20 protein-coding genes are annotated in these 22,191 nt (G+C 70.1%); 8 read left to right on the top strand and 12 right to left on the bottom strand.

From position 1 onward, the window contains the following. Positions 1–162: 162 nt before the first annotated feature. From GCU42_RS02610 to GCU42_RS02600, 3 genes are read right to left on the bottom strand one after another with little or no spacing between them, the layout of a single operon-like run. Complete coding sequence (locus tag GCU42_RS02610) at positions 163–474, bottom strand: 2Fe-2S iron-sulfur cluster-binding protein (RefSeq protein ID WP_114227973.1); 312 nt, start codon at positions 472–474, stop codon at positions 163–165. Then, entirely contained in the window at positions 471–1,574 is a 1,104-nt protein-coding gene (locus GCU42_RS02605; protein ID WP_114227974.1) for a cysteine desulfurase family protein, read from the bottom strand. The genes GCU42_RS02610 and GCU42_RS02605 overlap by 4 nt, the downstream gene beginning before the upstream one ends. Beyond that, on the bottom strand, positions 1,571–2,635 hold the full coding sequence (locus tag GCU42_RS02600) for a cysteine desulfurase family protein (protein ID WP_114227975.1): 1,065 nt from the start codon (positions 2,633–2,635) through the stop codon (positions 1,571–1,573). Before GCU42_RS02600 ends, GCU42_RS02605 begins: the two co-directional genes overlap by 4 nt. 94 nt (positions 2,636–2,729) lie before the next feature. On the opposite strand from GCU42_RS02600, the gene GCU42_RS02595 reads away from it, so the two are divergent. After that, a complete protein-coding gene (locus GCU42_RS02595; protein ID WP_114227976.1) occupies positions 2,730–3,401 on the top strand; it encodes an alpha/beta hydrolase in 672 nt (223 codons plus the stop codon). A gap of 4 nt (positions 3,402–3,405) precedes the next feature. Here GCU42_RS02595 and GCU42_RS14950 read toward each other — a convergent pair whose 3' ends face one another. After that, on the bottom strand, positions 3,406–3,573 hold the full coding sequence (locus GCU42_RS14950; protein WP_162789238.1) for a hypothetical protein: 168 nt from the start codon (positions 3,571–3,573) through the stop codon (positions 3,406–3,408). A gap of 51 nt (positions 3,574–3,624) precedes the next feature. Between GCU42_RS14950 and GCU42_RS02590 the strand changes: the two genes are divergently transcribed. Beyond that, positions 3,625–3,876: a hypothetical protein gene (locus GCU42_RS02590; protein ID WP_114227977.1), complete on the top strand. Its 252-nt coding sequence runs from the start codon at positions 3,625–3,627 to the stop codon at positions 3,874–3,876. Between the two features lie 77 nt (positions 3,877–3,953). Here GCU42_RS02590 and GCU42_RS02585 read toward each other — a convergent pair whose 3' ends face one another. Further along, positions 3,954–4,904 carry a threonine ammonia-lyase gene (locus GCU42_RS02585; protein WP_240309483.1) on the bottom strand — a complete coding sequence of 317 codons (951 nt, stop codon included), beginning with the start codon at positions 4,902–4,904 and terminating at the stop codon, positions 3,954–3,956. A 211-nt stretch (positions 4,905–5,115) separates the two neighbouring features. Between GCU42_RS02585 and GCU42_RS02580 the strand changes: the two genes are divergently transcribed. After that, positions 5,116–6,366 (top strand): type III PLP-dependent enzyme, encoded by a 1,251-nt coding sequence (locus GCU42_RS02580; RefSeq protein ID WP_114227978.1) that lies wholly within the window; start codon positions 5,116–5,118, stop codon positions 6,364–6,366. A gap of 167 nt (positions 6,367–6,533) precedes the next feature. Further along, entirely contained in the window at positions 6,534–7,592 is a 1,059-nt protein-coding gene (locus GCU42_RS02575) for a 1,9-bis(guanidino)-5-aza-nonane synthase (RefSeq protein WP_114227979.1), read from the top strand. 64 nt (positions 7,593–7,656) lie between these two features. Here GCU42_RS02575 and GCU42_RS02570 read toward each other — a convergent pair whose 3' ends face one another. Next, positions 7,657–11,073 (bottom strand): trifunctional glycoside hydrolase family 18/polysaccharide deacetylase/glycosyltransferase family 2 protein, encoded by a 3,417-nt coding sequence (locus GCU42_RS02570; RefSeq protein ID WP_114227980.1) that lies wholly within the window; start codon positions 11,071–11,073, stop codon positions 7,657–7,659. Between the two features lie 116 nt (positions 11,074–11,189). Here GCU42_RS02570 and GCU42_RS02565 point away from each other — a divergent pair, with 116 nt between their 5' ends. Next, positions 11,190–11,618 carry an MAPEG family protein gene (locus GCU42_RS02565; protein ID WP_114227981.1) on the top strand — a complete coding sequence of 143 codons (429 nt, stop codon included), beginning with the start codon at positions 11,190–11,192 and terminating at the stop codon, positions 11,616–11,618. Here the strand turns inward: GCU42_RS02565 and GCU42_RS02560 are convergent. Genes GCU42_RS02560 through GCU42_RS02540 form a run of 5 tightly spaced genes read right to left on the bottom strand, consistent with a single transcriptional unit; the run spans position 11,599 to position 18,237 of the window. Continuing rightward, positions 11,599–12,780 (bottom strand): class I SAM-dependent RNA methyltransferase, encoded by a 1,182-nt coding sequence (locus GCU42_RS02560; RefSeq protein ID WP_114227982.1) that lies wholly within the window; start codon positions 12,778–12,780, stop codon positions 11,599–11,601. The two genes, GCU42_RS02565 and GCU42_RS02560, sit on opposite strands and share 20 nt — an antisense overlap. Beyond that, positions 12,777–14,117, bottom strand: a complete 1,341-nt coding sequence (locus tag GCU42_RS02555) for an NAD(P)H-hydrate dehydratase (RefSeq protein ID WP_114227983.1) — start codon at positions 14,115–14,117, stop codon at positions 12,777–12,779. Before GCU42_RS02555 ends, GCU42_RS02560 begins: the two co-directional genes overlap by 4 nt. Then, positions 14,117–14,935, bottom strand: a complete 819-nt coding sequence (locus GCU42_RS02550) for a 4-(cytidine 5'-diphospho)-2-C-methyl-D-erythritol kinase (RefSeq protein WP_240309484.1) — start codon at positions 14,933–14,935, stop codon at positions 14,117–14,119. Before GCU42_RS02550 ends, GCU42_RS02555 begins: the two co-directional genes overlap by 1 nt. Position 14,936: 1 nt before the next feature. Continuing rightward, positions 14,937–16,583, bottom strand: a complete 1,647-nt coding sequence (locus GCU42_RS02545) for a tetratricopeptide repeat protein (protein ID WP_114227985.1) — start codon at positions 16,581–16,583, stop codon at positions 14,937–14,939. A gap of 1 nt (position 16,584) precedes the next feature. After that, positions 16,585–18,237, bottom strand: a complete 1,653-nt coding sequence (locus GCU42_RS02540; RefSeq protein ID WP_114227986.1) for an electron transfer flavoprotein-ubiquinone oxidoreductase — start codon at positions 18,235–18,237, stop codon at positions 16,585–16,587. A 118-nt stretch (positions 18,238–18,355) separates the two neighbouring features. Here GCU42_RS02540 and GCU42_RS02535 point away from each other — a divergent pair, with 118 nt between their 5' ends. Together GCU42_RS02535 and GCU42_RS02530 are read left to right on the top strand one after the other, a co-directional pair. Further along, positions 18,356–19,066, top strand: a complete 711-nt coding sequence (locus GCU42_RS02535; protein ID WP_114227987.1) for a uracil-DNA glycosylase — start codon at positions 18,356–18,358, stop codon at positions 19,064–19,066. Between the two features lie 8 nt (positions 19,067–19,074). Further along, a complete protein-coding gene (locus GCU42_RS02530) occupies positions 19,075–20,856 on the top strand; it encodes a lytic transglycosylase domain-containing protein (protein ID WP_114227988.1) in 1,782 nt (593 codons plus the stop codon). A gap of 1 nt (position 20,857) precedes the next feature. On the opposite strand, the gene GCU42_RS14945 is transcribed toward GCU42_RS02530, so the two are convergent. After that, positions 20,858–21,004 carry a hypothetical protein gene (locus tag GCU42_RS14945; protein ID WP_162789240.1) on the bottom strand — a complete coding sequence of 49 codons (147 nt, stop codon included), beginning with the start codon at positions 21,002–21,004 and terminating at the stop codon, positions 20,858–20,860. Positions 21,005–21,118: 114 nt separating this feature from the next. Between GCU42_RS14945 and GCU42_RS02525 the strand changes: the two genes are divergently transcribed. After that, the gene (locus GCU42_RS02525; RefSeq protein ID WP_114227989.1) at positions 21,119–22,189 is read left to right on the top strand and encodes a PA0069 family radical SAM protein; all 1,071 of its coding nucleotides are present in this window, start codon (positions 21,119–21,121) and stop codon (positions 22,187–22,189) included. Positions 22,190–22,191 lie beyond the last annotated feature (2 nt).

Raw genomic sequence — 22,191 nt, 5'->3', positions numbered from 1 at the left:
AAGCGGACACGACCGACGGCGCGGATTCACTCCGCGCCCTCTTCCCCTTCTTCCCCCGTCATGCTGAACTCGTTTCAGCATCCATCCCGTCACCCGCGCCGTCGCCGACAAAATGGACCCTGAAACAAGTTCAGGGTGACGACCTCCGGTGACGTCACCACGTCACCCCGGCATCCGCACCGTCAGCGTCTCCAGTCCCGCCGACAGCACCACTTGGCACGCAAGCCGGCTAGTTCGCTCGACCGCAAATGCGAAGTCGAGCAGATCCTCTTCCTCCTCGCTCGCCGGTTTCAACCGGGCGAAGTCGTCTGGCGCGACTATGACGTGGCAGGTCGAGCAGCTCATCGCCCCGTGGCAGGTGCCCTCGAGCGGCTGGCCGGCGGCCTGCGCGACGTCAAGCAACCGCGCGTCCGCCGGCGCTTCGACCGCACGATCGACGCTGCCGTCGGGCCGAAGGAAGGTGACCAGGGTCATGCGACCCAGCGGCGCTGCGCCTCGGCCGCCGCGGCGATCCGGCCGCAGGCCTCGGCCAACTCGCCCTCGGTCGTATAGCGCCCGAAGCCAAGCCGGATCGACGAGCGCGCCTCGGCATCGCTCAGCCCCAGCGCGCGCAGCACGTGGCTCGGCCGCCCCGAGCCGCTCGCGCAGGCGCTGCCGAGGCTGAAGGAAATGTCGCGCAGCTCGCCGATCAGCCGCGCCGCGTCGAGCCCGTCGCCGCGCAGGTTGAGGTTGCCGCGATAGCGCTGCTCGGTGCTGCCGTTGACGGTCCAGCCCGGACCGAGCGCGTCGAGCGCCACCGCCCACAGCCGCTCGACATGCGCCGCGTCGGCCTCGCGCCGCTCGACCGCCAGCGCCGCCGCCGCGCCGAAGCCCACGCACAGCATCGGCGACAGCGTCCCCGAGCGCAGCCCCCGCTCCTGCCCGCCACCGTGAAGCAGCGGCTCGACATCGATTCCCGCCCGCACCCACAAGGCGCCCACGCCCTTGGGGCCGTGCACCTTATGCCCGCTGACCGCGATGAGGTCGGGCCCATCGGGCACCGCCATCCGCCCGAATCCCTGCACTGCGTCGCACAGCATCAAGGCGCCCGCCTCATGCGCGATAGCGGCGATCTCGGCGATGGGCTGGATCACCCCGATCTCATTGTTGACCAGCATGACCGCGACCAAGGCGGTTCGCTCGCTCATCGCCGCCCGCAGCGTACCGAGGTCAAGCAGCCCGTCGGCGCCGACCGGCAAGCGGACGACCGCCCGTCCTTGCCCCTCCAGCCAGTCGCAGGTGTCGAGCACCGCAGCGTGCTCGGTCACCACCGTGACGATTTCGTCGCGGCCCGGCGTCCCCACTCCGCGCAGCGCGAGATTGAGCGCCTCGGTCGCCCCCGAAGTGAAGATGACGTCACCACCCTCTGGAAGCGCCGCGGCAACCTGCCCCCGCGCATGCTCGATTGCGGCTGCGGCTTCGCGGCCTGCACGGCTGGGACTGTGCGGATTGGCATAATGGTCGAGCCACGGCAGCATTGCCGCCTTGACCTCGGGCGCGAGCGGGGTGGTCGCCTGATAGTCGAGGTAGATCATGCGGCGCGGGCGCGCTCGGCGATGCGCGCGATCGCCGCGGCGACCGCGTCGACCTCCGCCGCCGTCGTTTCGGGCCCGAAGCTGATCCGCACCACCCGGTCGGCGAGCTCCCCCGCCACCCCCATCGCGCCCAGCACGTGGCTGCGCTTCATCGAGCCCGAGGAGCAGGCGCTCCCCGCGCTGACCGCGAACCCGGCGAGGTCGAGCTGGACCAGCAGCGCCGCGCTGCTCACCCCCTTGACCGCATAGGCGCCGATCGCCGGGCTGCGCGGCGCCTCGGCGGCGATCACCGTCGCCGGCAGCGCCGCTTCGAGCCGTGCGCGCAGCTCGGCCAGCCGCGGCATCGCCTCGGCGAACGCGCCCGAGCCCAGCGCCGCGGCGAAACCGGCGATGGCGGGCAGGTTATGCGTCCCCCGCCGATAGCCCTTCTCCTGCCCACCCGTCGCAGCGAGCATCCCTAAGTCCTTGACCAGCAACGCCCCCACTCCCGGCGGGCCGCCGAGCTTGTGCGCCGACACCGCGATGAAGTCCGCGTCGGGCAGCAGCAGCTTGCCCGCCCCCTGCGCACAATCGGCGAGGAGCAGCGAGCCCGCCGCGCGGATCCGCTCGGCGAGCCGGTCCAACGGCTGGATCACCCCGGTCTCGTTATTGACCTGCTGGATGGCGACTAGCCCCGGCCCTTCGGCCAGTGCGGCGTCGAGCGCGGCCTCGTCGACCAGACCGTCGGCGCCGACCGGAAGCACCCGGCTGCCCGCGCCCATCGCGGCGGGCACCGCCTCATGCTCGGTCGCGCCGTGCCAGCGCCCCGGACGCAGCGCCCGCGCCCCGGCGATCGCCAGCGCCTCGCTCGCGCCGCTCGTGAAGATGACGTCATGCCGCCAGCCGAGCGCCTCGGCGATGCTCGCACGGGCCCGCTCGAGCCGGCCCTTGGCGGCGCGCCCCGCGGCGTGCGGGCTCGACGGATTGGCCCACTCAGCCAACGCATCGGCCATCGCCGCCCGCGCCGGCGCCACCACCGGCGTCGTCGCGGCATGGTCGAGATAGATATGCGTGGAGCCCATGAGCGCGTGCGAGCAGCCGCCGATTGCCTGTTGATGAACCGACCCTATATAGGCGCGGCCACTTTCAAGTCACACCTTACACATCCAGAGGGTCATGCCCGAAGTTATCTTTCCCGGGCCCGAGGGCCGTCTCGAAGGCCGCTTTCACCCCGGGGTGCGCCCGCGCGCGCCGGTCGCGCTGATCCTCCACAGCCACCCGCAGGCGGGCGGCACGATGAACAACAAGCTGGTGCAGCTCCTGTACCAGGCGTTCGTCAAGCGCGGCTTCGCCACCCTGCGGTTCAACTTCCGCGGGGTCGGCAAGAGCCAGGGCGTGTTCGACAATGGCGTTGGCGAACTGTCCGACGCGGCGAGCGCGCTCGACTGGGTCCAGCAGATCCATCCCGAGGCCGAGCAGACCTGGGTCGCCGGGGTCAGCTTCGGCGCCTGGATCGGGATGCAGCTCCTCATGCGGCGTCCCGAGATCAAGGGCTTCATCTCGATCGCCCCGCCGGCCAACATGTACGACTTCAGCTTCCTCGCCCCCTGCCCCTCCTCGGGCATCATCGTCCAGGGCGAGGCCGACGAGGTGGTCACACCGGCGGCGGTGCAGAAGCTGGTCGACAAGCTCCGGACCCAGCGCCACATCACCATCGCCCACGAGACGATCCCCGGCGCCAACCACTTCTTCGCCAACGAGCTCGACCTCCTCATGAAGATCGTCGAGGACTACGTCGACATGCGGCTCGCCCAGCCCCTTCCCAAGGCGCCGGTCGGCCGCCGCTAGGCGCTCACACCGTCCAGATCAGCACGTTGGCGAGGATTACCACCCCCGCCACGATCATCAGCGCGCCGTTCTTGCGGGTCGCGGGCTGAAGCGCGAAGCGGACCCCGAAGCCAAGCAGGGTGAAGGCGGCGATCACTGCCACCGAAAAGATCGCCGCCACCACTCCGCTCACTCGTCCGCTCCTTGGCAGTTTCTTAACTTCGCCGCGCTAGCTAGCAGCTTCATGAACGTGCGCGAACAGCAGGACCGCCTGACCGAGGCGTTCGACCGGATCGAGGAGACGATCCTGCCGTGCATCGCGATGATGCTCGACACGCTCCTCGACGCTTCCGAGAATCTCGCCGAGGTCGATCCCAAGGCACTCGCCGCCGAACTGCAGATTCTCGCTGCCGAGCTCGAAGAGCTGACCCGCACCGTCGAGCGCAACTCGCCTTCGCAGGTCGATCCCGGCGAATATCGGACCGCCGTCGCCTAAGCGTCCCTCCGCTCGTCCTGAGCGGAGCGTAGCGCAGTCGAAGGGCGCCCTTCGACTTCAGCCCTGCGGGCTTCCGCTCAGGACGAGCGGCCCTCCCCGACGATCTTCTCATGCAGCGCGGGATCGATATTCCCGCCCGATAGCGTCGCCACTGTCCCCGGCTCGACCGCCACCTTGCCCGCCAGCAATGCCGCCAGCGCCACCGCCCCGCCAGGCTCGACCACCAGCCCAAGCGCGCGCCACGCCCAGCGCACCGCCGCCTTCACTTCGTCCTCGCTGACAGACACTCCCCGCGCCCCGCGCTCTGCCAGCACGCCGAAGGTGATCGGCGACACCAGCGGCGTCTGCAGCGCGTCGCAAAGCGTCGGCGGCGGGTTCGGGCCGACTGGCTCGATTCGCCCAGCGCCAAGCGACCGCCCCATGTCGTCCCACCCCGCGGGCTCGACGCAGATGATGTCGGCTTCCGGCACCGCCAGCGCGATCCCCGCCGCCAGCCCCCCGCCCCCGGTGCAGACGAGGATCCGCCGCACCGGCTCGGGGCATTGCGCGACGGTCTCGAGCCCCGCCGTCCCTTGGCCCGCAACGATGGCGTAATCGTCGAAGCTCGGCACCACCACCGCGCCCCGCTCCGCCGCCAGCTTCTCGGCGATGGCGACGCGATCCTCGTGTCCGCGGTCGTAGAAGACGATCTCCGCCCCCTCAGCGCGCGTCCCCGCCACCTTCAGCGCTGGCGCGTCGGCCGGCATCACAATCGTCGCCGGGATGCCCAGCCGTGCGGCCGCGATCGCCACGCCCTGCGCATGATTGCCCGAGGAGAAAGCCACCACCCCGGCGCGCCGCTCGGCCTGGCTCAGCTGGAGCAACCGGTTGGTCGCCCCGCGCAGCTTGAAGCTGCCCCCGGTCTGCCGGCACTCGGCCTTGAGCCACACCCGCCCGCCCGGCAGATTCGCTTCGATGAGCGGCGTGCGCTCGACCAGCCCAGCGATGCGCTCGGCGGCTGCCACAATCGAGTCATGGTCGAGAGTCACGACTTGTGAAATTCCTTATGCTTGTCAGCGGCTTGGACGGGGTGTGGCGCAGTTGCGACGAGCGGTGCCGCGGGTCCGAAAACCATGCGACAAAAATGTTGCGTTAAGGGACCCCCCTCCATATATCGCGCCTCCGCTGCCCCATGGGACTTCCAACCGCAAGGCAGCTTTTCGTCAATGATTGCCGCGAGGCATTTGGAGGTCCCTTGAGTTGCACAAGCATCATCGCGCGCTGGGGCTAGCGTCCGCCCCGTTTGGCCCCGCCGTCGTTTCCGGCGCGGCCGAGATCGCGAAGTCGAAGCCGGTGCAGCCGGTCACGCTTCTCCGTCCGCATGCCGCTCGCCGTGCCGCCCGCTTCTTCGTGGAGAAGTTTCCGGGCCGGTCGCTCTATGCGGTCAAGGCCAACCCCTCCCCAGACCTCTTGCAGGTGCTGTGGGACGGCGGGGTCACGCATTACGACGTGGCCTCGATCGGTGAGGTGCGCCTGGTCGCCGGCACCCTGCCGAACGCGACCCTGTGCTTCATGCACCCGGTCAAGGCCGAGGAAGCGATCGCCGAGGCCTATTTCCAGCACGGCGTGAAGACCTTCAGCCTCGATTCGATGGAGGAGCTCGACAAGATCGTCGCGGCGACCTCGACCGAGGGCGTTGCCGCCACCGACTTGAACCTGCTGGTCCGCCTGCGGGTGTCGAGCGAGCATGCCAAGCTGAGCCTGGCGTCCAAGTTCGGCGCCGCGCCCGACGAGCAGAAGGCGCTGCTGATGGCGGCCCGCCAGGCCGCCGACGCGCTCGGCCTGTGCTTCCACGTCGGCAGCCAGGCGATGACCCCGGCGGCCTATGCCGAGGCGATGGCGCGCGTCCGCGACGCGATCGTCGAGGCGGCGGTCACCGTCGACATCGTCGACGTCGGCGGCGGCTTCCCCTCCTCCTATCCGGGGATGGAGCCCCCGCCGCTCGAGACCTATTTCGCGGTCATCCACGAGGCGTTCGAGAAGCTGCCGATCAGCTACTCGGCCGAACTGTGGTGTGAGCCGGGCCGCGCGCTGTGCGCCGAATATGCATCCGTGCTGGTGCGGGTCGAGAAGCGCCGCGGCGACGAACTCTACATCAACGACGGCGCCTACGGGACGTTGTTCGACGCCGCGCACATCGCCTGGCGCTTCCCGGTCAGCCTCGTTCGCGAGACCGAGTCCGATACGCGCGACATGCCGTTCAGCTTCTACGGCCCGACCTGCGACGATCTCGATCAGATGGCCGGCCCCTTCGTCCTGCCGGGCGACGTCAAGGCCGGCGACTATATCGAGATCGGCATGCTCGGCGCCTACGGCTCGGCGATGCGGACCGCGTTCAACGGCTTCGGCTCGGCCACCGCGCCGGCGGTGGTCGTGACCGACGAACCGATGGCCAGCCTCTACGGCGCGGTGACCCGTGAGGATCAGCGCTCCAACGTCGTGACGCTGTAATTCGTCACCGCTAAGCGTCCAGGCGCAACCATTACCGTCATGCCGGACTTGATCCGGCATCCACCTTCTTCTTGCTCGCTCGAAGGACAGGTGGACCCCGGGTCGAGCCCGGGGTGACGGCGTATGAATGACGAGCATCTTGTCCAAAGCAGGATGGAAGAAAACCCATGAACACCGAGACCAAGATCAACGACACCCGCAAGGCGGAGCTGCTGTCGTCGACCGTCGAGCATATCGACATCACCAAGTTCGACGCCCGCCCGATCGTCGACGCGATGGGCAAGATGAGCTTCACCAGCCGCGACCTGTCGCGCGCGACCGGCATCTACAACCAGATGCTGGCCGATCCAGACTGCTCGGTCATCCTGGTGATCGCCGGCTCGACCTCGGCCGGTGGCTGCATGGACCTCTATGCCGAGCTGGTCCGCTCGAATATGGTCGACGCGATCGTCGCCACCGGCGCCTCGATCGTCGACATGGATTTCTTCGAAGCGCTTGGCCACAAGCACTATCAAGCGCTTGAAATCCCTGACGATGACACGCTGCGCTCGCTCTACATCGACCGCATTTACGACACCTATATCGACGAGACGCAGCTGCAGGACTGCGACTTCACCATCGGCCGCATCGCCGATGCCCTCGACCCCAAGCCCTACTCCAGCCGCGCCTTCATCCGCGAGATGGGCAAGTGGCTGAGCGAGGGCAACGCCAAGAAGCAGGGCAGCCTCGTCCAGCTCGCCTACGAGCATGACGTGCCGATCTTCTGCCCGGCATTCGTCGACAGCTCGGCGGGCTTCGGCCTCGTCAAGCACCAGGTCGACCGGATGAAGGAAGGCAAGCCCTACATGGTGCTCGACGCCATCGCCGACTTCCGTGAGCTGACCGACATCAAGATCAAGGCGGGGACCACCGGCCTGCTGATGATCGGCGGCGGCGTGCCCAAGAACTTTACCCAAGACACCGTGGTCTGCGCCGAGATCCTCGGCCACGACGATGTCGAGGTGCACAAATACGCCGTGCAGATCACCGTCGCCGACGTCCGCGACGGCGCCTGCTCCTCCTCGACCCTCCAGGAGGCGGCGAGCTGGGGCAAGGTCTCGACCGCGCTCGAGCAGATGGTGTTCGCCGAGGCGACCAGCGTGCTGCCGCTGCTGGCCTCCGACGCCTACCATCGCGGCCACTGGAAGACCCGCGCCAAGCGCGCCTTCGCCAAGCTGTTCGACTAAGCCTCGACGCTTCGACCAGAAAATGGGCCCGTCGCTCCCCCGAGCGGCGGGCCTTTTTCTATGCTCAGTCGACCGTCTCGAGCTTCTTCGCCGGCGCCGCGGGCTTGAGCTCGACCGAGCCACGCCGCGCGACCGTGGTCCACCCGACCTTGGGCCCGCGCAGCGCCTGGATCGTCGCCTTGATCACCACGTAATACATGATCTGGCGATAGACGAAGCGCATCGGCAGCAGCCAGACGATCAGCCGCCACCGCTCGCGCCGCTCGAGCGCGAAGGCGATCAGCCCCGCGACGAGATCGATCGCCGCGAACAGCAGCCAGAAGGCCGCCATGCGGTTCAAGTCGCCCTGGACGTAGGTGAGGCCGTGATCGTGGATCGACAGGCTGGTGGTCACGATGCTGACGATCAGCGCGAGGTCGATCAGCGGCGACACCAGCGCGAACAGCAGCTGGAACAGGATCGCCTGGGGCAGGCCGATGAACGCCAGCCCCTTGGGCTTGCCCGAGCTGATCACGCGCTTGTGCTTCCACAGGCACTGGATCGTGCCGAACGCCCACCGGAAGCGCTGGCGGGCGAGCTGACGGATCGAGTGCGGCGCTTCGGTCCAGGCGACCGCCGACTGATCGTAGGTGACCTCCCAGCCCAGACGCTGCACCGCGATCGTCAGATCCTGGTCCTCGGCCAGCGTGTCGCCGGGATAGCCGCCGACCTCGGCAATTGCCGCGCGGCGCCATGCCCCCACCGCGCCCGGCACCACCGTCATCGCGCCGAGCCAGGCGAGCGCACGCCGCTCGAGGTTCTGCGCCGTGACATATTCCAATGCCTGCCAGCGGGTGATGAGGTTGATCCGGTTGCCGACCTTGGCGTTGCCCGCCACCGCGCCGAGCTTGGGATCGGCCGCGAACCACCGTGCCAGCCGCGCGATGGTGGTCGGCTCGAACTGGGTGTCGGCGTCGAGCGCGATGACGATCTCGCCCCCCGCCAGCGCCAGCCCCTGGTTGAGCGCGTGCGCCTTGCCGCCATTCTCCAGCGTCAGCAGCCGCACCCGCTCGTCCCCGCTGAACGCATCGCGGACGATGGCCGAGGTGCGGTCCTTCGACCCGTCGTCGATGACGATCACCTCGAGCTTGACGTCGGTGCTGGCGAGCACGGTGCGGACCGAGCGCTCGATCACTGCTTCCTCATTATAGGCCGGGATCAGCACGGTGACGAAGGTCGCGGGATCGATCGGCGGCTTGACCCGCGCCAGCTCGCGCCGGGCGTTCAGCAATGCCAGCCCGCTCAGCACCAGCGCCCGCCCGACCCCGAGAGTCAGCGCCACCGCGAACAGCACGCCCAGGCTGGTGACGAGGAAGCCCAGCGCCAGGAACAGGAACAGCGAGAATTGCGCGGTCGCCTGGTCGGCGGTGCTCAGCACCGGCATCGCCTGCGCCGGGCTCAGCCCCGCCAGCTCGGACACCGGGACGAAACGGTAGCCGCGCGCCTTCAGCTGGGCGATGATCTGCGGCAGCGCGGCGACGGTTTCCGCCCGATCGCCGCCGCTGTCGTGCATTAGAATGATGTTGGCGCTGCGGTCCGGGGTCCCGGCCAGCACCCCCGTCACCACATTGTTGACGATCGCCGGCACGCCCGGCCGCTGCCAGTCCTCGCTGTCGACGTGCAGACCGACGCTGATGTAGCCGCGCTGCTGCGCTTCGAGCGCGGGGAGGATTTCGTCGGCGGTGGTCGGCTCGGCGTCCCCGAAATAGGGCGCACGGAACAGCTTCAACGACCGCCCGGTAAAGGCCTGGAACAGGCGCTGCGTCGCATTGAGCTCGAACAGCGTCCGCGCGGTCCCGGTCGTCGCCAGATTGGGGTGCGTATAGGTGTGGCTGCCGATCTCATTGCCTTCGTCGATCATCCGCCGCAGCAGGCTGTACTCGGTTAGCCCGTTCTCGCCGACGATGAAGAAGGTCGCCGGGACATGGTTGGACTTGAGGATGTCGAGGATTTTCGGAGTCCAGCGGCGGTCGGGCCCGTCGTCGAAGGTCAGCGCGATCAGCCCCGGCTGATCGCCGGTGCGGTTGATCGTGTAGGGCTTGGGGAGTTGCTTGAAGTCGACCCCGTCGATCAGCCCGTTGCGGCCGATCGTGATGTTCCGCCGTCCCGCCGACGGCAGCGAGGTGATCCGCAGGATTTCGCCATTGCCCTCGACGTCGACGTTGCTGACCTGTGCCAGCGACTGGAGCAGCCCGGCGTTCAAGGGCCGCGTCGCCGAGCGCCCGAACTCGGTCCACAGCGCCGGATCCTCGGCCCCCATCCGCCACAGAGCGACGTCACGGACCCCCGCCCGCTCGAGCAGGCTCAGCTGGTTGAACGCGCTCGCCGCGTCGAGCAGCCAGACGGTGTGGCGCTCGCCATTCTCATCGTCATAGGCGAAGGTCGAATTGCCGCTCGCCCGGTCCCACATAGGCACCGCGTCGCTCTCGGCCGCTTCCTGCCACGCTTCTTCGACCGAATTGGCGTCGGCACTCTTGCCGTGCCAGTCGTAGGAATAATTGGCGATGGTCACGACCGCCTTGTCGCGCGGCACCTGGCTGAGCGCGGCGCGGACCTGGTTGGCCCACCATGCCTCCGACGCGATCGGCCCGGCCTCGCCGTCGTTGCTATGCTCGTCATAGACCATCAGGAAGACGCGGTCGGCGACCCGCGCGAAGGCGCCGAGGTCCCAGTCGGCCCCGACCGGCGCGGCCAAGGCGATGATCCAGTGCCGCGGGGCGAAACGCTTCTTCGCCTCACCCAGCAGCAGGCGGAAATTGGCCTGCGCCGCGGGGTCGAGTTCCTCGAGGTCGAACAGCACGCCCGAGGCATGGTTGGCGACCAGGAACGGCTCGAGCCGATCGAGCAACTGCTTGCGCATGGCAGGGCTGGCGAGCATCCGCCCGGCATTGGCACCCTCGAACACCCCGTTGGCGGCATTCTGCACGACCGGCAGGATCAGCGGCCGGTGCGCCGCGCCGTTGATGATCGCCCGCCCCGCGCTGTCGGGCAGCGCCTGGAGCTGGTGGTTGGGCCCGGTCATCGTCACCCACACCGGGGCGAGCCAGTCGAGATCGCCGATATGCGCCTTCAAGGAGCTGACCGAACTCGGGTCCCACGGCGTGTAGAAGCCGACGCTGACCCGCTGGCCGAGCGCGGCCGCCGCCTTGACCGAGGGCAGCGCGCCGACCCGTCGCGCGCTCGGCGGGCGGGTACCCAACAGCCGCTGGATCGCATGGTCGATGCTGACGCTGGTCCGCTTGAGCAGGCTCTGCTGCGGCGGGGTCACCGCCTTGCCGCGCTCGAGCGCAATCGGCAGTGGCGGCGCCGCCGGCAACAATCGGATCGAGGCAAACAGCGCCGCCGCGGCGAGCAGGTTCAGCAAAATGAACAGCGTCAGCGCGAGCGTGAAGCGCTTGCGCCGGCGTCCGGTGGGATCATGAAAAACGCTGCGGTCGGCCATTCGGGTCGTCTTACTCGTGGGAGGAAAGCGCGGTTACTTAAGTCTCTGTCATGCTTGCGTAGGAGATCGTTTCGCTTCAGTCATGGTTACCGCAAAAGCGCGGTCAGGGGGATATCATGACGCACAATCCATTGCTCGGTCCAATCGTCGTACTGGTCAGCTGGACGCTGGTGATGCTGCTCTGGCTGGCGGCGGCGCGGTTGCCGAAGATCAAGGAATCCGGGGTGACCCCACCGCCCGGCTCGCGCGGGGTCGATTTTGAGAAAGCGGTCCCGGGCAAGGTCAACTGGCCGGCGCACAATTACGCCCACCTGCACGAACAGCCGACCCTGTTCTACGCGATCACCCTCGCGCTGGTGGCGATGGGCGACCATTTCGCGATCAACCTCTACCTCGCCTGGGCCTATGTGGTGCTGCGCATCGTCCACAGCCTCATCCAGGTTACGAGCAACGTGGTCCGTATCCGCTTCGCCGTCTTCATGCTCTCGGCCCTGTGCCTCGCCGCGATGACGCTGCACGCGGCGCTCAGCCTGGCGCACGCCTGAAGCAGGCCGCCAGCTCGATGTGGGTCGACCAGCGGAACTGACCGACCGGCCGCACCCACTCGAGCCGGTAGCCGCCGTCGACCAGCAACTTCGCGTCGCGCGCGAAGGTCGCCGGATTGCAGCTCACATAGGCCACCCGTGATACCGCCGCCGCGGCCAGCTCGCGGACCTGCGCCTCGGCCCCCGCTCGCGGCGGATCGAGCACCACCGCGTCGAAATTCGCCAGGTCCTCGGCGGTCAGCGGCCGGCGATAGAGGTCGCGATGCTCGATCGACTGATTGGGCCGCGCCGCCTTGAGCGCCAGCACCGCGTCGCGCGCCGCCTCGGCGGCATAGACCTGCCCCGGTAGCGCCAGCGTGAAGGTGCCCAAGCCAGCGAACAGGTCGGCGCTGCGGCGCGGGCTGCCGACCGCCTCGATCACCGCCGCGACCAGCGCCGCCTCGCCATCCTCGGTCGCCTGGAGGAACGCCCCCGGCGGCAACCCGACCGGCGTCCCCGCCAGCGTCACCGTCGCCGGCCGCGGCTCATAGCGCACCTCGAGCCCGTAGCCCTCGTCGAGGCTAAGCCGGGCGAGCCGATGGGTCTCGGCGAAATCGGTCAGCGCCTCGGCCGCCGCGAGCCCTTCGGCCACGACCCCACTCAGCGCCACGTCGACCCCCTGGTCGCACAAGGTAAGCCGGACCTCGCCCGGCCCCTTGCGGCCAAGGATCGTCACCAGCAGCGACCGCAACGGCGCGACCAGCGCAAACAACTCGGGCCGCAGCACATGGCATTCGCGCAAATCGACGATCCGGTGCGAGCGCTCGGCGTTGAACCCTATCGCCACCCCCTTCCCCACCCGCAGCGCGCGCAGCGTCGCCCGCCGGCGGCTGCGCGGCGGCGACAGATGCGGCGCGCGGACCTCGGTGGCGATATCGTGCTGCGCCAGCGCGCCCGTCACCCGGTCGACCAAATAGGCGCGATAGGCATCGTCATCGACATGCTGGAGCTGGCAGCCGCCGCAGTCGGGAAAATGACGGCATGGCGGCACTTGGTGATGCGGCCCGGGGGTCAGCGCCCCGTCCGCATCGACCAGATCCCCCGGCGCGGCGAGCGCGAAGTGGCGGCCGCTCGCGGTCACCCCGTCGCCTCGCGCGGCGATGCGGACGATTGGCTCGCTCAAAGGACGTGCGGGATCGCTGCGAGCAGGTCGTCGGCGATCATCGCGGGCCCGGCGTGCTCGGCAGCACGGCCGTGGAGCCAGACCGCCGCGCTCGCCGCCTCGAACGCCGGCATCCCGCGCGCCCGCAGCGCCGCGCTCATCCCGGCCAGCACGTCGCCCGTCCCCGCGCTCGCCAGCCACGCCGGCGCCGGCGGGGCGAGGCCGAGCCGCCCGTCGGGCGACGCGACCAGCGTGTCGGGACCCTTGAAGACCACCACCGCCCCCGACCGCTCGGCCGCCGCCAGCGCCTGCTCGGGCTTGCTGCCGGGCAATTCGCCGAACAGCTTCTTGAACTCCCCCGCGTGCGGGGTGACGATCGCGTCCTGCCCGCGCAGCCGCTCGGGCTCGCCGACCTGGCCGAGCGCGTCGGCGTCGATCACCTTGGCCGCATGGCTGGTCAGCGCCAGCGTCAGGATTTGCGGCAGCTCGCCCATCCCCGGCCCGACCAGGATGCACCCGATCCGCGGGTCGGCGAGCGTCGCGGTGTCGGTCTGCACCACCGCCGCCGGCAGATGCTCGATGGGCCGGCTGGTCGAAACCCGGACATAACCCGCCCCCGCCCGCGCGGCGGCGCTCGCCGCAAGCGCGATCGCCCCGGGCATCTTGCCCGCCAGCGCATGGACCAGCCCGCGCGTATATTTGTGCGCATCGGGCGCGAGCGGCGGCAGCGTCGGCCGCGCCAGCTCATGCCAGCGCGTGTCGGCGTCGATTCCGATCTCGGCCAGCACCACCCGCCCCATCTCGGCCATCGCCGGCATCAGCCGGTGCGCCGGCTTGAGCGCCCCGAACGCCACCGTCAGGTCGGCACGCGGCACCGGCGAGAGGATCGCCCCGCTGTCGGCCTCGACCCCGCTCGGCAGGTCCGCGCACACAAGCCACCGCGCCTCGGCCGCCAAAGCGGAAAGCCGTTCGCGAACAGCCGCTTCCAGCCCACGCTTCAAACCCGTTCCGAACAGACAATCTATCAGCACGGGCGCCGCCACGGCCTCGGCCAGCGGCTCGACCGCCCCCGTCCACTGTCCCCGCGCCCACCGCGCCACCTCGGTCGCCGGCTCGGCCAGCACCGCCACCCGCACCTCGACCCCGGCGGCGGCGAGGTGCCGCGCCGCGACATAACCGTCACCGCCATTATTGCCCGGCCCGCACAGCACCAGCACCGGCGCCGGCCCGGCGAAGCGGAGCGTCGCCTGCGCCAGCGCCGCCCCCGCGCGCTCCATCAGCGTCTCGACGCGGGTCCCGCCCGCTATCGCCTGTTCCTCAGCGGCACGCATCGCCGCGGCGGTAAGAACCGGGCGCATCAGCGCAGCACGCTGGCGAGGTGCCACCACGCCGGCGGACAGGCCTCAGCGGCGGCATCGCGCTCCGCCTCGCCCTCGAACAAAGCAAAGCAGGTCGCCCCCGACCCCGACATCCGCACGAATTGCGCCCCCGGCTGCTCGCGCAGCCAGTCGAGCACCGCCCCGATCGCCGGGACCAGCCGCCTAGCCGGCGCCTCGAGGTCGTTGCGCCCCTCGCGCCAGTCGCCGAGCGGCCCGCGATCCTCCCCGTCCCAGCCGGCGAACACTGCGCCCGTCGCCAGCCCCTCGCGCGGATTGACGAGCAGCACCGGCGCCCCCGCCACCCCCGCGTCGACCAGCGCCAGCCGGTCGCCCGCCCCCTCGCCCCGGCTGGTCAGCGACAGCAGGCAGGCGGGCACGTCGGCGCCGAGCTCGGGCGCGACCCGCGCGGCGATGGCGGGATCGAGCCGCCACATCGCGGTCAGCAGCCGCAGCGCCGCCGCCGCGTCGGCCGAGCCCCCGCCGATCCCCGAGGCAACCGGCAATCTCTTGTCGAGGATCAGCCGTGCCCCTCGTCCGACCCGCGCCTCGCCCGCCAGCGCGGCCGCGGCGCGGCTGACGAGGTTGTCGGGCCCGTCGTCGAGCATCGCCGCGAACGGCCCGGTGACGGTCAGCGACAATTCGGGCGCGGGCTCGGCCCACAGCCGGTCGCCGTCGGTGCAGAAGGCGAAGATCGTCTCGAGCGCATGGCGCCCGTCGGGCAGCCGCCCGCGGACGTGCAGCGCGAGGTTGAGCTTGGCGGGCGCGAGCTCGCTCCACCGCCCGGCCGCGGCGCTCACCTCAGCGAGCGGCGTTGCCGGCGCCAAGGCCCGTCTGCAGCTTCGAAACCAGCCGCGGCCGGCTCTTGTCGTCGGCGACGACCAGCGCGGCATTCCAGCTGTTGCGCGCCTCGAACCGCCGCCCCGCCGTGTAGAGCGCGTCGCCGAGATGCTCGTGGATGTCGCCCTCGGTCGGGTCCTTGGCGGCGGCCTCGGTCAGCGTCTTGATCGCCTCGCTCACCTTGCCGCGCTTGTATTGCGCCCAACCAAGCGAATCGGTGATCGACGCATCGTCGGGCGCCAGCCGGTGCGCTTCGGCGATCAGCGCTTCGGCGGCGTCGAGATTCTCGCCCCGCTCGAGCTGCGCGTAACCCAGATAGTTGAGCACCGTCGGGCTCTGCGGCGCCAGCGCGCGCGCCTTGGTCAGCGACGCCTTGGCCTCCTCCCACCGTCCCGCCCGCTCGAGCATCGCGCCCTGCAGCAGGTAGAATTGCCAGGCGTTGGGGAGGTCGGGCGGCAACAGCGCGATCGCCTTGCCATAAGCCGCGGCGGCGTCGGCCTGGCGGTCCATCCCGTCGAGCGTGTCGCCGAGCCGCCCCCAGTCGGCATAATCAGCGTCGCGCGCCTGCGCGAAGGCCTGCGCCCGGGCCAGCGCCTCGGGCCGCCGCTCGGCCTTGTTCAACAGGCTCACCTCGGCGTCATGCGCCTGGCTCGCATAGGCGCTGTTATTGTCGATGCTGCGCAGCGCGGCGAGCGCGTCGGGGGTGCGGTCGGCCTGGCCGAGCAGCGCGCCCGCCAGCAGCCGCGTATAGTCGCTCCCCGGATCGGCGAAGCGCGCCACCTGCGCCAGCACCGCCGGCAGCGACTGCCCGCTCTCGCGGTTCAGGTCGAGCGCGAGCGCGTCGAGGATCAGGCCATAGCCCTGCGCCGCCGTCTCGACCGCCCCGTCCGGGCGGCGCCCGGCGGCGACCAGCGCTCGCGCCCGGCGCACCGCCGGCTCGCTGCCGTCGAGCAGCGCCAGCGCGCGCGGCTGATCCCCGGCGCGCAGGAACGCATCGGCGAAGGCGAGCCGCAGCGCCACCGCGCGGCCCCCGGCGGAGTCGATCGCCCGTCGCGCCAGCGGGTCGGCGCCGGCGGTATTGCGCTGGGCGAGCAGCGCGAAGGCGCCAAGCTCGGGCTTGAGCGGCGCCGCGACTCCCTCGGCAGGGATGGCGTCGACCGCCGCGGTCGCGCGCGGATCGCGCCGCTCGATCAGCGTCCACGCCAGCATCGGCTGGGCGAGGAACTTGAGGCTGCCTGCCGGCGCGTCGAGCGCGAGCAATTGCACCGCTTGATCGGGCTTGCGGCTCTTGAGCGCGTTGGCGGCAAGCAGCAGCCGCGCCTCGACCGATAGCGTCACTGGCGGCCGCCGGCCGATCAGCCGCAGCGCCAGCGGCATGTCGCCGCCGGTGGTCGCCTGGGCGATCGCGCGGTCGGCGACCACCTTGTTGGTGGGATCAGCGGCGGCCAGCGCGGCATAGAGCGAGGCCGCCCGCCGGCTGTCGCCGCGCAGCTCAGCGGCGCGGGCGGTGGCGAAGGTGCTGACCGCGCTCGGCCGATAGTCGACCAGCCGGGTCGCCTGCGCCGGGGCGCTCGCCACCATCGCCGCGGCAACCGCGGCGAGGCCCAAGCTACATGTTCGGATAATTGGGGCCACCGCCGCCCTCCGGGGTCACCCAGTTGATGTTCTGGGTCGGGTCCTTGATGTCGCAGGTCTTGCAGTGGACGCAGTTCTGCGCGTTAATCTGCAGCCGCGGCGCACCCTCCTCAACCACATATTCATAGACCCCCGCCGGGCAATAGCGCTGCTCTGGCCCGTCATATTGCGGCAGGTTGATCCGCGTCGGGACCGTCGGGTCCTTCAGCGTGAGGTGGATCGGCTGATCCTCCTCGTGATTGGTGTTCGACAGGAAGACCGACGACAATTTGTCGAAGCTGATCACCCCGTCGGGCTTGGGATAGTCGATCGGCGGAGCGATGTCGCGCCGCCACAACGTCTCATGGTCGGGATGATGCTTCAGCTCGAACGGCAGCCCGATCTTCAGCTGCCGCATCCACATGTCGGCGCCCGCGACCAGCGTGCCGATGGTCGAGCCCAGCTTGGACACCGCCGGCTCGGCATTCTTCACCTTGCGCAATTCCTCGCCGATCCAGCCGTTACGGACCGCCGGCTCATAGCCGTCGAGCACGTCGCCGCGGCGGTCGGCCGCGATCGCCTTGAAGGCGTCCTCGGCGGCGAGCATCCCGCTCTTCATCGCGGTGTGCGTACCCTTGATCCGCGGTACGTTCACGAACCCCGCCGAGCAGCCGATCAGCGCTCCGCCCGGGAAAGCGAGCTGGGGAATCGACTGCCACCCGCCCTCGTTGATCGCCCGCGCGCCGTACGACACCCGCCGACCGCCCTTGAGCATCTCCTTGATCGCCGGGTGATGCTTCCACCGCTGCATCTCATCGAACGGCGACAGGTGCGGGTTCTTGTAGGACAGCGCGACCACGAAGCCGATCGACAGCTGGTGATTGTCCTGGTGGTAGATCCACCCTCCGCCCCAGGCGTCGCCGAGCGGCCAGCCTTGCGTATGGATCACCCGTCCCGGCGTGTGCTTGGCCGGGTCGATGTCCCACAATTCCTTGATGCCAATCCCGTAGACCTGCGGCTGGCAGTTCTTTTCGAGGTCATACTGGCGCTTCAACTGCTTGGTCAGCGAGCCGCGCGCCCCTTCGGCGAAGAAGGTGTAGCGGGCGTGGATCTCCATCCCCGGCTGGTAGTCGGGCTTGTGGTGGCCGTCGCGCGCCACCCCCATGTCGCCGGTCGCCACGCCCTTCACCGAGCCGTCCTCGGCGTAGAGGATTTCGGCGGCGGGGAAGCCGGGAAAAATCTCGGCGCCAAGCTCCTCGGCCTTGCCCGCCAGCCAGCGGCAGAGGTTGCCGAGGCTGCCGGTGAACGTCCCCTTATTGTCGAGGAAGCCGGGCATCATCAGGTGCGGCAAGTGGAAGTGCTTGCGCTTGGTCAGCACCCAATGCTCGTTCTTCGTCACCGGCACGCGATTGAGCAGGCAGCTGTCGTCCTCGCGCCACTCGGGCAGCAGTTCGTCGAGGCTCCGGGGATCGATCACCGCCCCCGAGAGGATGTGCGCGCCGACTTCCGAGCCCTTCTCGAGCACGCAGACGCTGACGTCCTTGCCGGCCTCGGCGGCGAGCTGTTTCAGCCGGATCGCCGCGGACAGGCCCGCCGGGCCCGCCCCCACGATCACGACATCATAGTCCATCGACTCGCGTTCGCTCATTCGCCCTTCGCCCATCCGTGCCGTTCGTCAGCCATTTCGCTTGCCCTGCCCTTGCAATGATAGTGGCGTCAATGGCGACAAGGGCTATGATTGCCCCGTGTCGGGTGGGGATCAGTCAGTGCTGGATGGGGCCGTCGCGGCCAGCCTGCTCGGCTGGTGGCTCGACGCGGGGGTCGATGTGCCCGTCGCCGAAGCCCCGCGCGACTGGCTGCGCCAGAACCCAGCCGCCGAGCCCGCGCCCGCCGCTCCCATCGCCCTCACGCCGGCCGCCGCCACCGGCCGCGCCGCGCTCGACAGCCTCGACGATTATCAGGCCTGGCTGCGCGAGGGGCTCGATCTGCCCTTGTTCCAGGCCGGCGCCGGTCGCGCGCTCCCCCACGGACCCGCGCAGGCGCCGCTGATGATCGTCGCCGACCTGCCCGAGCGCGAAGGCTCGAGCGAAGGCCGCCCGATCACCGGCGAGGCGTGGGCGCTGACCGAGCGCATGCTCGCCGCGATCGGCTTCACCCCCGAGCAGGTCTACGTCGCCGCGCTCGCCTGCTTCCCCGCGCCCGCCGGGCGGCTCGACCCGCGGCTGGCGGTCGAGTGCGGGGCCGAGATCCGCCGCCACATCGCGCTCGCCGCGCCCCAGCGCCTGCTGCTGCTCGGCGAAGGCCCCGCCAAGGCGCTGACCGGCCAGGGGCTCGTCCAGGCCCGCGGGCGCATCCACCGCATCGACCACATTCCCGCCGTCGTCACCTTCCACCCTCGCCAGTTGCTCAGCCATCCGCCCCACAAGGCGCATGCCTGGCGCGACCTGCTCCTGTTGATGAGCGAAGAGATATCATGAGCGTATCCATGAGCTTGGCCGCCGTCCTTCTGATCGCGGCGCAACCCGTCAACGACCCCCTCGCGCCCTTGCCTACCGGCCCGACGCTGCCCACCCCGGCGCCGACGCGAACGACCGCCCCGGCCCAAGTCATCACCGACCCGGTCAAGGTTCCGCTCCCTCCCGGCGAGCCGAGTGACGCCACCCCCGCCGAAGCCCCGCCGCCGACCGCCGTCGTGATCGCCGTTCCCAGGGACTGGCGCGGGGTGTTCGACGCCATCCGCCTCAACCAGTGGGCCGCCGCGCAGGCGGGCATCGCCGCGCTCCCAAAGAACATCCTCACCCCCGTCGCCAAGGCCGAGCTCTACACCGCCAAGGGCTCGCCCAAAGCCAGCCTCGACGCGCTCTACGACCTGCTGCTCGAAGCCCCCGACCTCCCCAAGGGCGACCAGCTCCAGCGGATGGCCGAGGCGCGCGGCGGGATCGACACCCCGCGGATCGCTCAGCGCTATGCGGTGGTCCCGCTCGGCTACGCCCCGCGCCGCACCCGCGCCCGCTCGGTCACCGGCGAGCCCGAGGCCGACAAGCTCCGCCTCGCGCTCGACCCACTGGTCAAGATCGACGACGCCGCCAATGCCGAATTGCTGTTCAACACCAGCGCCCCCCTGCTCTCGCCCGAGGCGCGGGCCGAGGCGGCGCAGCGGGTCGCATGGATCTATTACGTCCGCGGCGACGACCCCAGCGCCCGCCGCGTGGCCGAGGCGGGACGGCTCGGCGCCACCGGCGAGTGGGCGATCCAGAACGCCTGGGTGTCGGGCCTCGCGGCGTGGCGGCAGAACGACTGCCTCTCGGCCGCCTCGCTTTTTCGCATCGTCGGCGGCGGCGCCAGCGAGCCATCGCTGCGCGCCGGCGGCCTCTACTGGGCGGCGCGCGCCGAAATGGCCTGCCGCCACCCGGCCGAGGTCAATCCGCTGATGCGCGCCGCCGCGCAATATAACGAGACCTTCTACGGGATGATCGCCCGCCGCTCGCTCGGCATGGACACCAGACTCCCCCCGGCCGCCACCGCGGTCGACCCACAGGTCGAGAACCTCCCCAACGTCCGCCGCGCGGTCGAGCTGGCGCGGATCGGCGAGCGCGATCTTGCCGGCCAGTATCTCCGCTTCCAGTCGCGCCTCGGCCGCCCCGCCGACCAATTGAGCCTAATCAACGTCGCCCGCCGGCTCGAGCTCGCCGCGACCCAGCATTACCTCGCCCACTTCGGCCCGCCGGGGTCGCAGGTGCCGCCCGCCGCGCGCTATCCCGCCCCGTCGTGGAGCCCGCGCAGCGGCTGGCGGATCGACCCCGCGCTGGCGATGGCCCACGCGCTCCAGGAATCCTCCTTCCGCGCCGAGGCGATCAGCCCCGCCGGCGCGGTCGGCCTCATGCAGGTCGTCCCGTCGACGATGACCGTGCTCGCGCGGATCGGCAACGTCCCCACCGGCGACCTGCGCGATCCCGCCACCAACATCGAGTTCGGCCAGCGCTGGATCGAGGCGATGCGGGGCCGTTCCGAAACGCAAGGGCAGCTCCCCAAGGTCATCGCCAGCTACAATGCCGGCTCGCTCCCAGTCGGGCGCTGGCAGGTCAACGACCGCGGCGACCCCCTGCTGTGGATCGAGAGCGTGCCTTATTGGGAGACGCGCTTCTACATCCCCACCGTGCTCCGCAACATGTGGGTCTACGAGCAGCTCGACGGTCGCTCGGCCCCGACCCTGACCGAAATGGCGCAGCACAAATGGCCCGCCTTCCCGACCGCGAGCCGCCGCTAGCCTAGTTGCGGAACAGGTAGCTCAGCGGAAAGCCCGCGCGCCGCTGGCGGTCGCGGCGGCGGCGATCGGCGTCGTCGGCCCGGCGCTGTTCCTCGGCCAGGCTGAGGACTTCGAACGGCGCGGTGCCCTGGGGAAAAGGGTTCTTCACCCCCAAGCCCTTGAAGCCAAAGCATTACAGTTTCGAATCAGCTTCGTGGCAAATTGACGTTCGGCGCCTGTTCCCGCGCTTGTTCGCTCTTTGTTCTCGTCCTATGCTTATCCGATGCCAGCCGAGTCGCTCTCCGGCCGCGGGGCGACCCGCAATCTCACGCCCACCCGCTTCAACCTGGCGGAGCGGACGATCGAGGGCGACTGGCTCGACCAAGTCGAGGTGCTCGACGGCGTCGGCGTCCGCCGCACCACCGTCACGGTCGAGCGGCCCAAGACCATCCTCACCCGCAACCGCTCGCCCGACATCGGCTTCGACCGCTCGGTCAATCCCTATCGCGGCTGCGAGCATGGCTGCATCTACTGCTTCGCGCGCCCGACCCACGCCTATCACGACCTCTCCCCCGGCGCCGATTTCGAAAGCCGCCTGTTCGCCAAGCCCGACGCGCCCAAGCTGCTCCACGCGGCCCTGAGCCAGCCCGGCTACGACGTCGCCCCGATCGCGCTCGGCACCAACACCGACCCCTATCAGCCGATCGAGGAACGGTGGGAGATCACCCGCCAGATCCTCGAGGTGCTGATCGAGACCAAGCACCCCTTCACCATCACCACCAAGAGCGACCGGGTCCTGCGCGACCTCGACCTCATCGCCCCCGCCGCGCACGAGGGGCTGGCGGCGGTCGCGCTGTCGGTGACCTCGCTCGACCCCAGGATCAGCCGCACGCTCGAGCCCCGCGCTCCCGCGGGCCGCAAGCGGATCGCGGCGCTCAAAGCCCTTAACGAGGCCGGCGTTCCGACCCTGCTCGCGGTCGCCCCGGTCATCCCGATGATCACCGACCATGAACTGGAATCGATCGTCGCCGCCGGGGCCGAGGCCGGCGCGCGCGGCGGCTTCTACCTCCCTGTCCGCCTGCCGCACGAGGTCGCGCCGCTCTTCCGCGCCTGGCTCGACGAACATTACCCCGACCGCGCGGGCAAGGTGATGGCGACCATCCGGGCGATGCGCGGGGGCAAGGACAACGATCCCAATTTCTTCTCGCGGATGCGCGGCACGGGGGTCTGGGCCGACCTCCTCAAGACCCGCTTCGACAAGGCGGTCGCGCGCTACGGGCTCGGCACCACCCGCACCGTGCTTCGCCGCGACCTGTTCCGCCCGCCCGACGGCCAACAGCTTCGCTTGTTGTGACC

Origin of the sequence: Sphingomonas ginsengisoli An et al. 2013 (assembly GCF_009363895.1) — a bacterium.
Lineage (GTDB): Bacteria > Pseudomonadota > Alphaproteobacteria > Sphingomonadales > Sphingomonadaceae > Sphingomicrobium > Sphingomicrobium ginsengisoli.
Note: the sequence above shows the minus strand (reverse complement) of the source record. Positions and strands in the feature narration are given on the sequence as shown.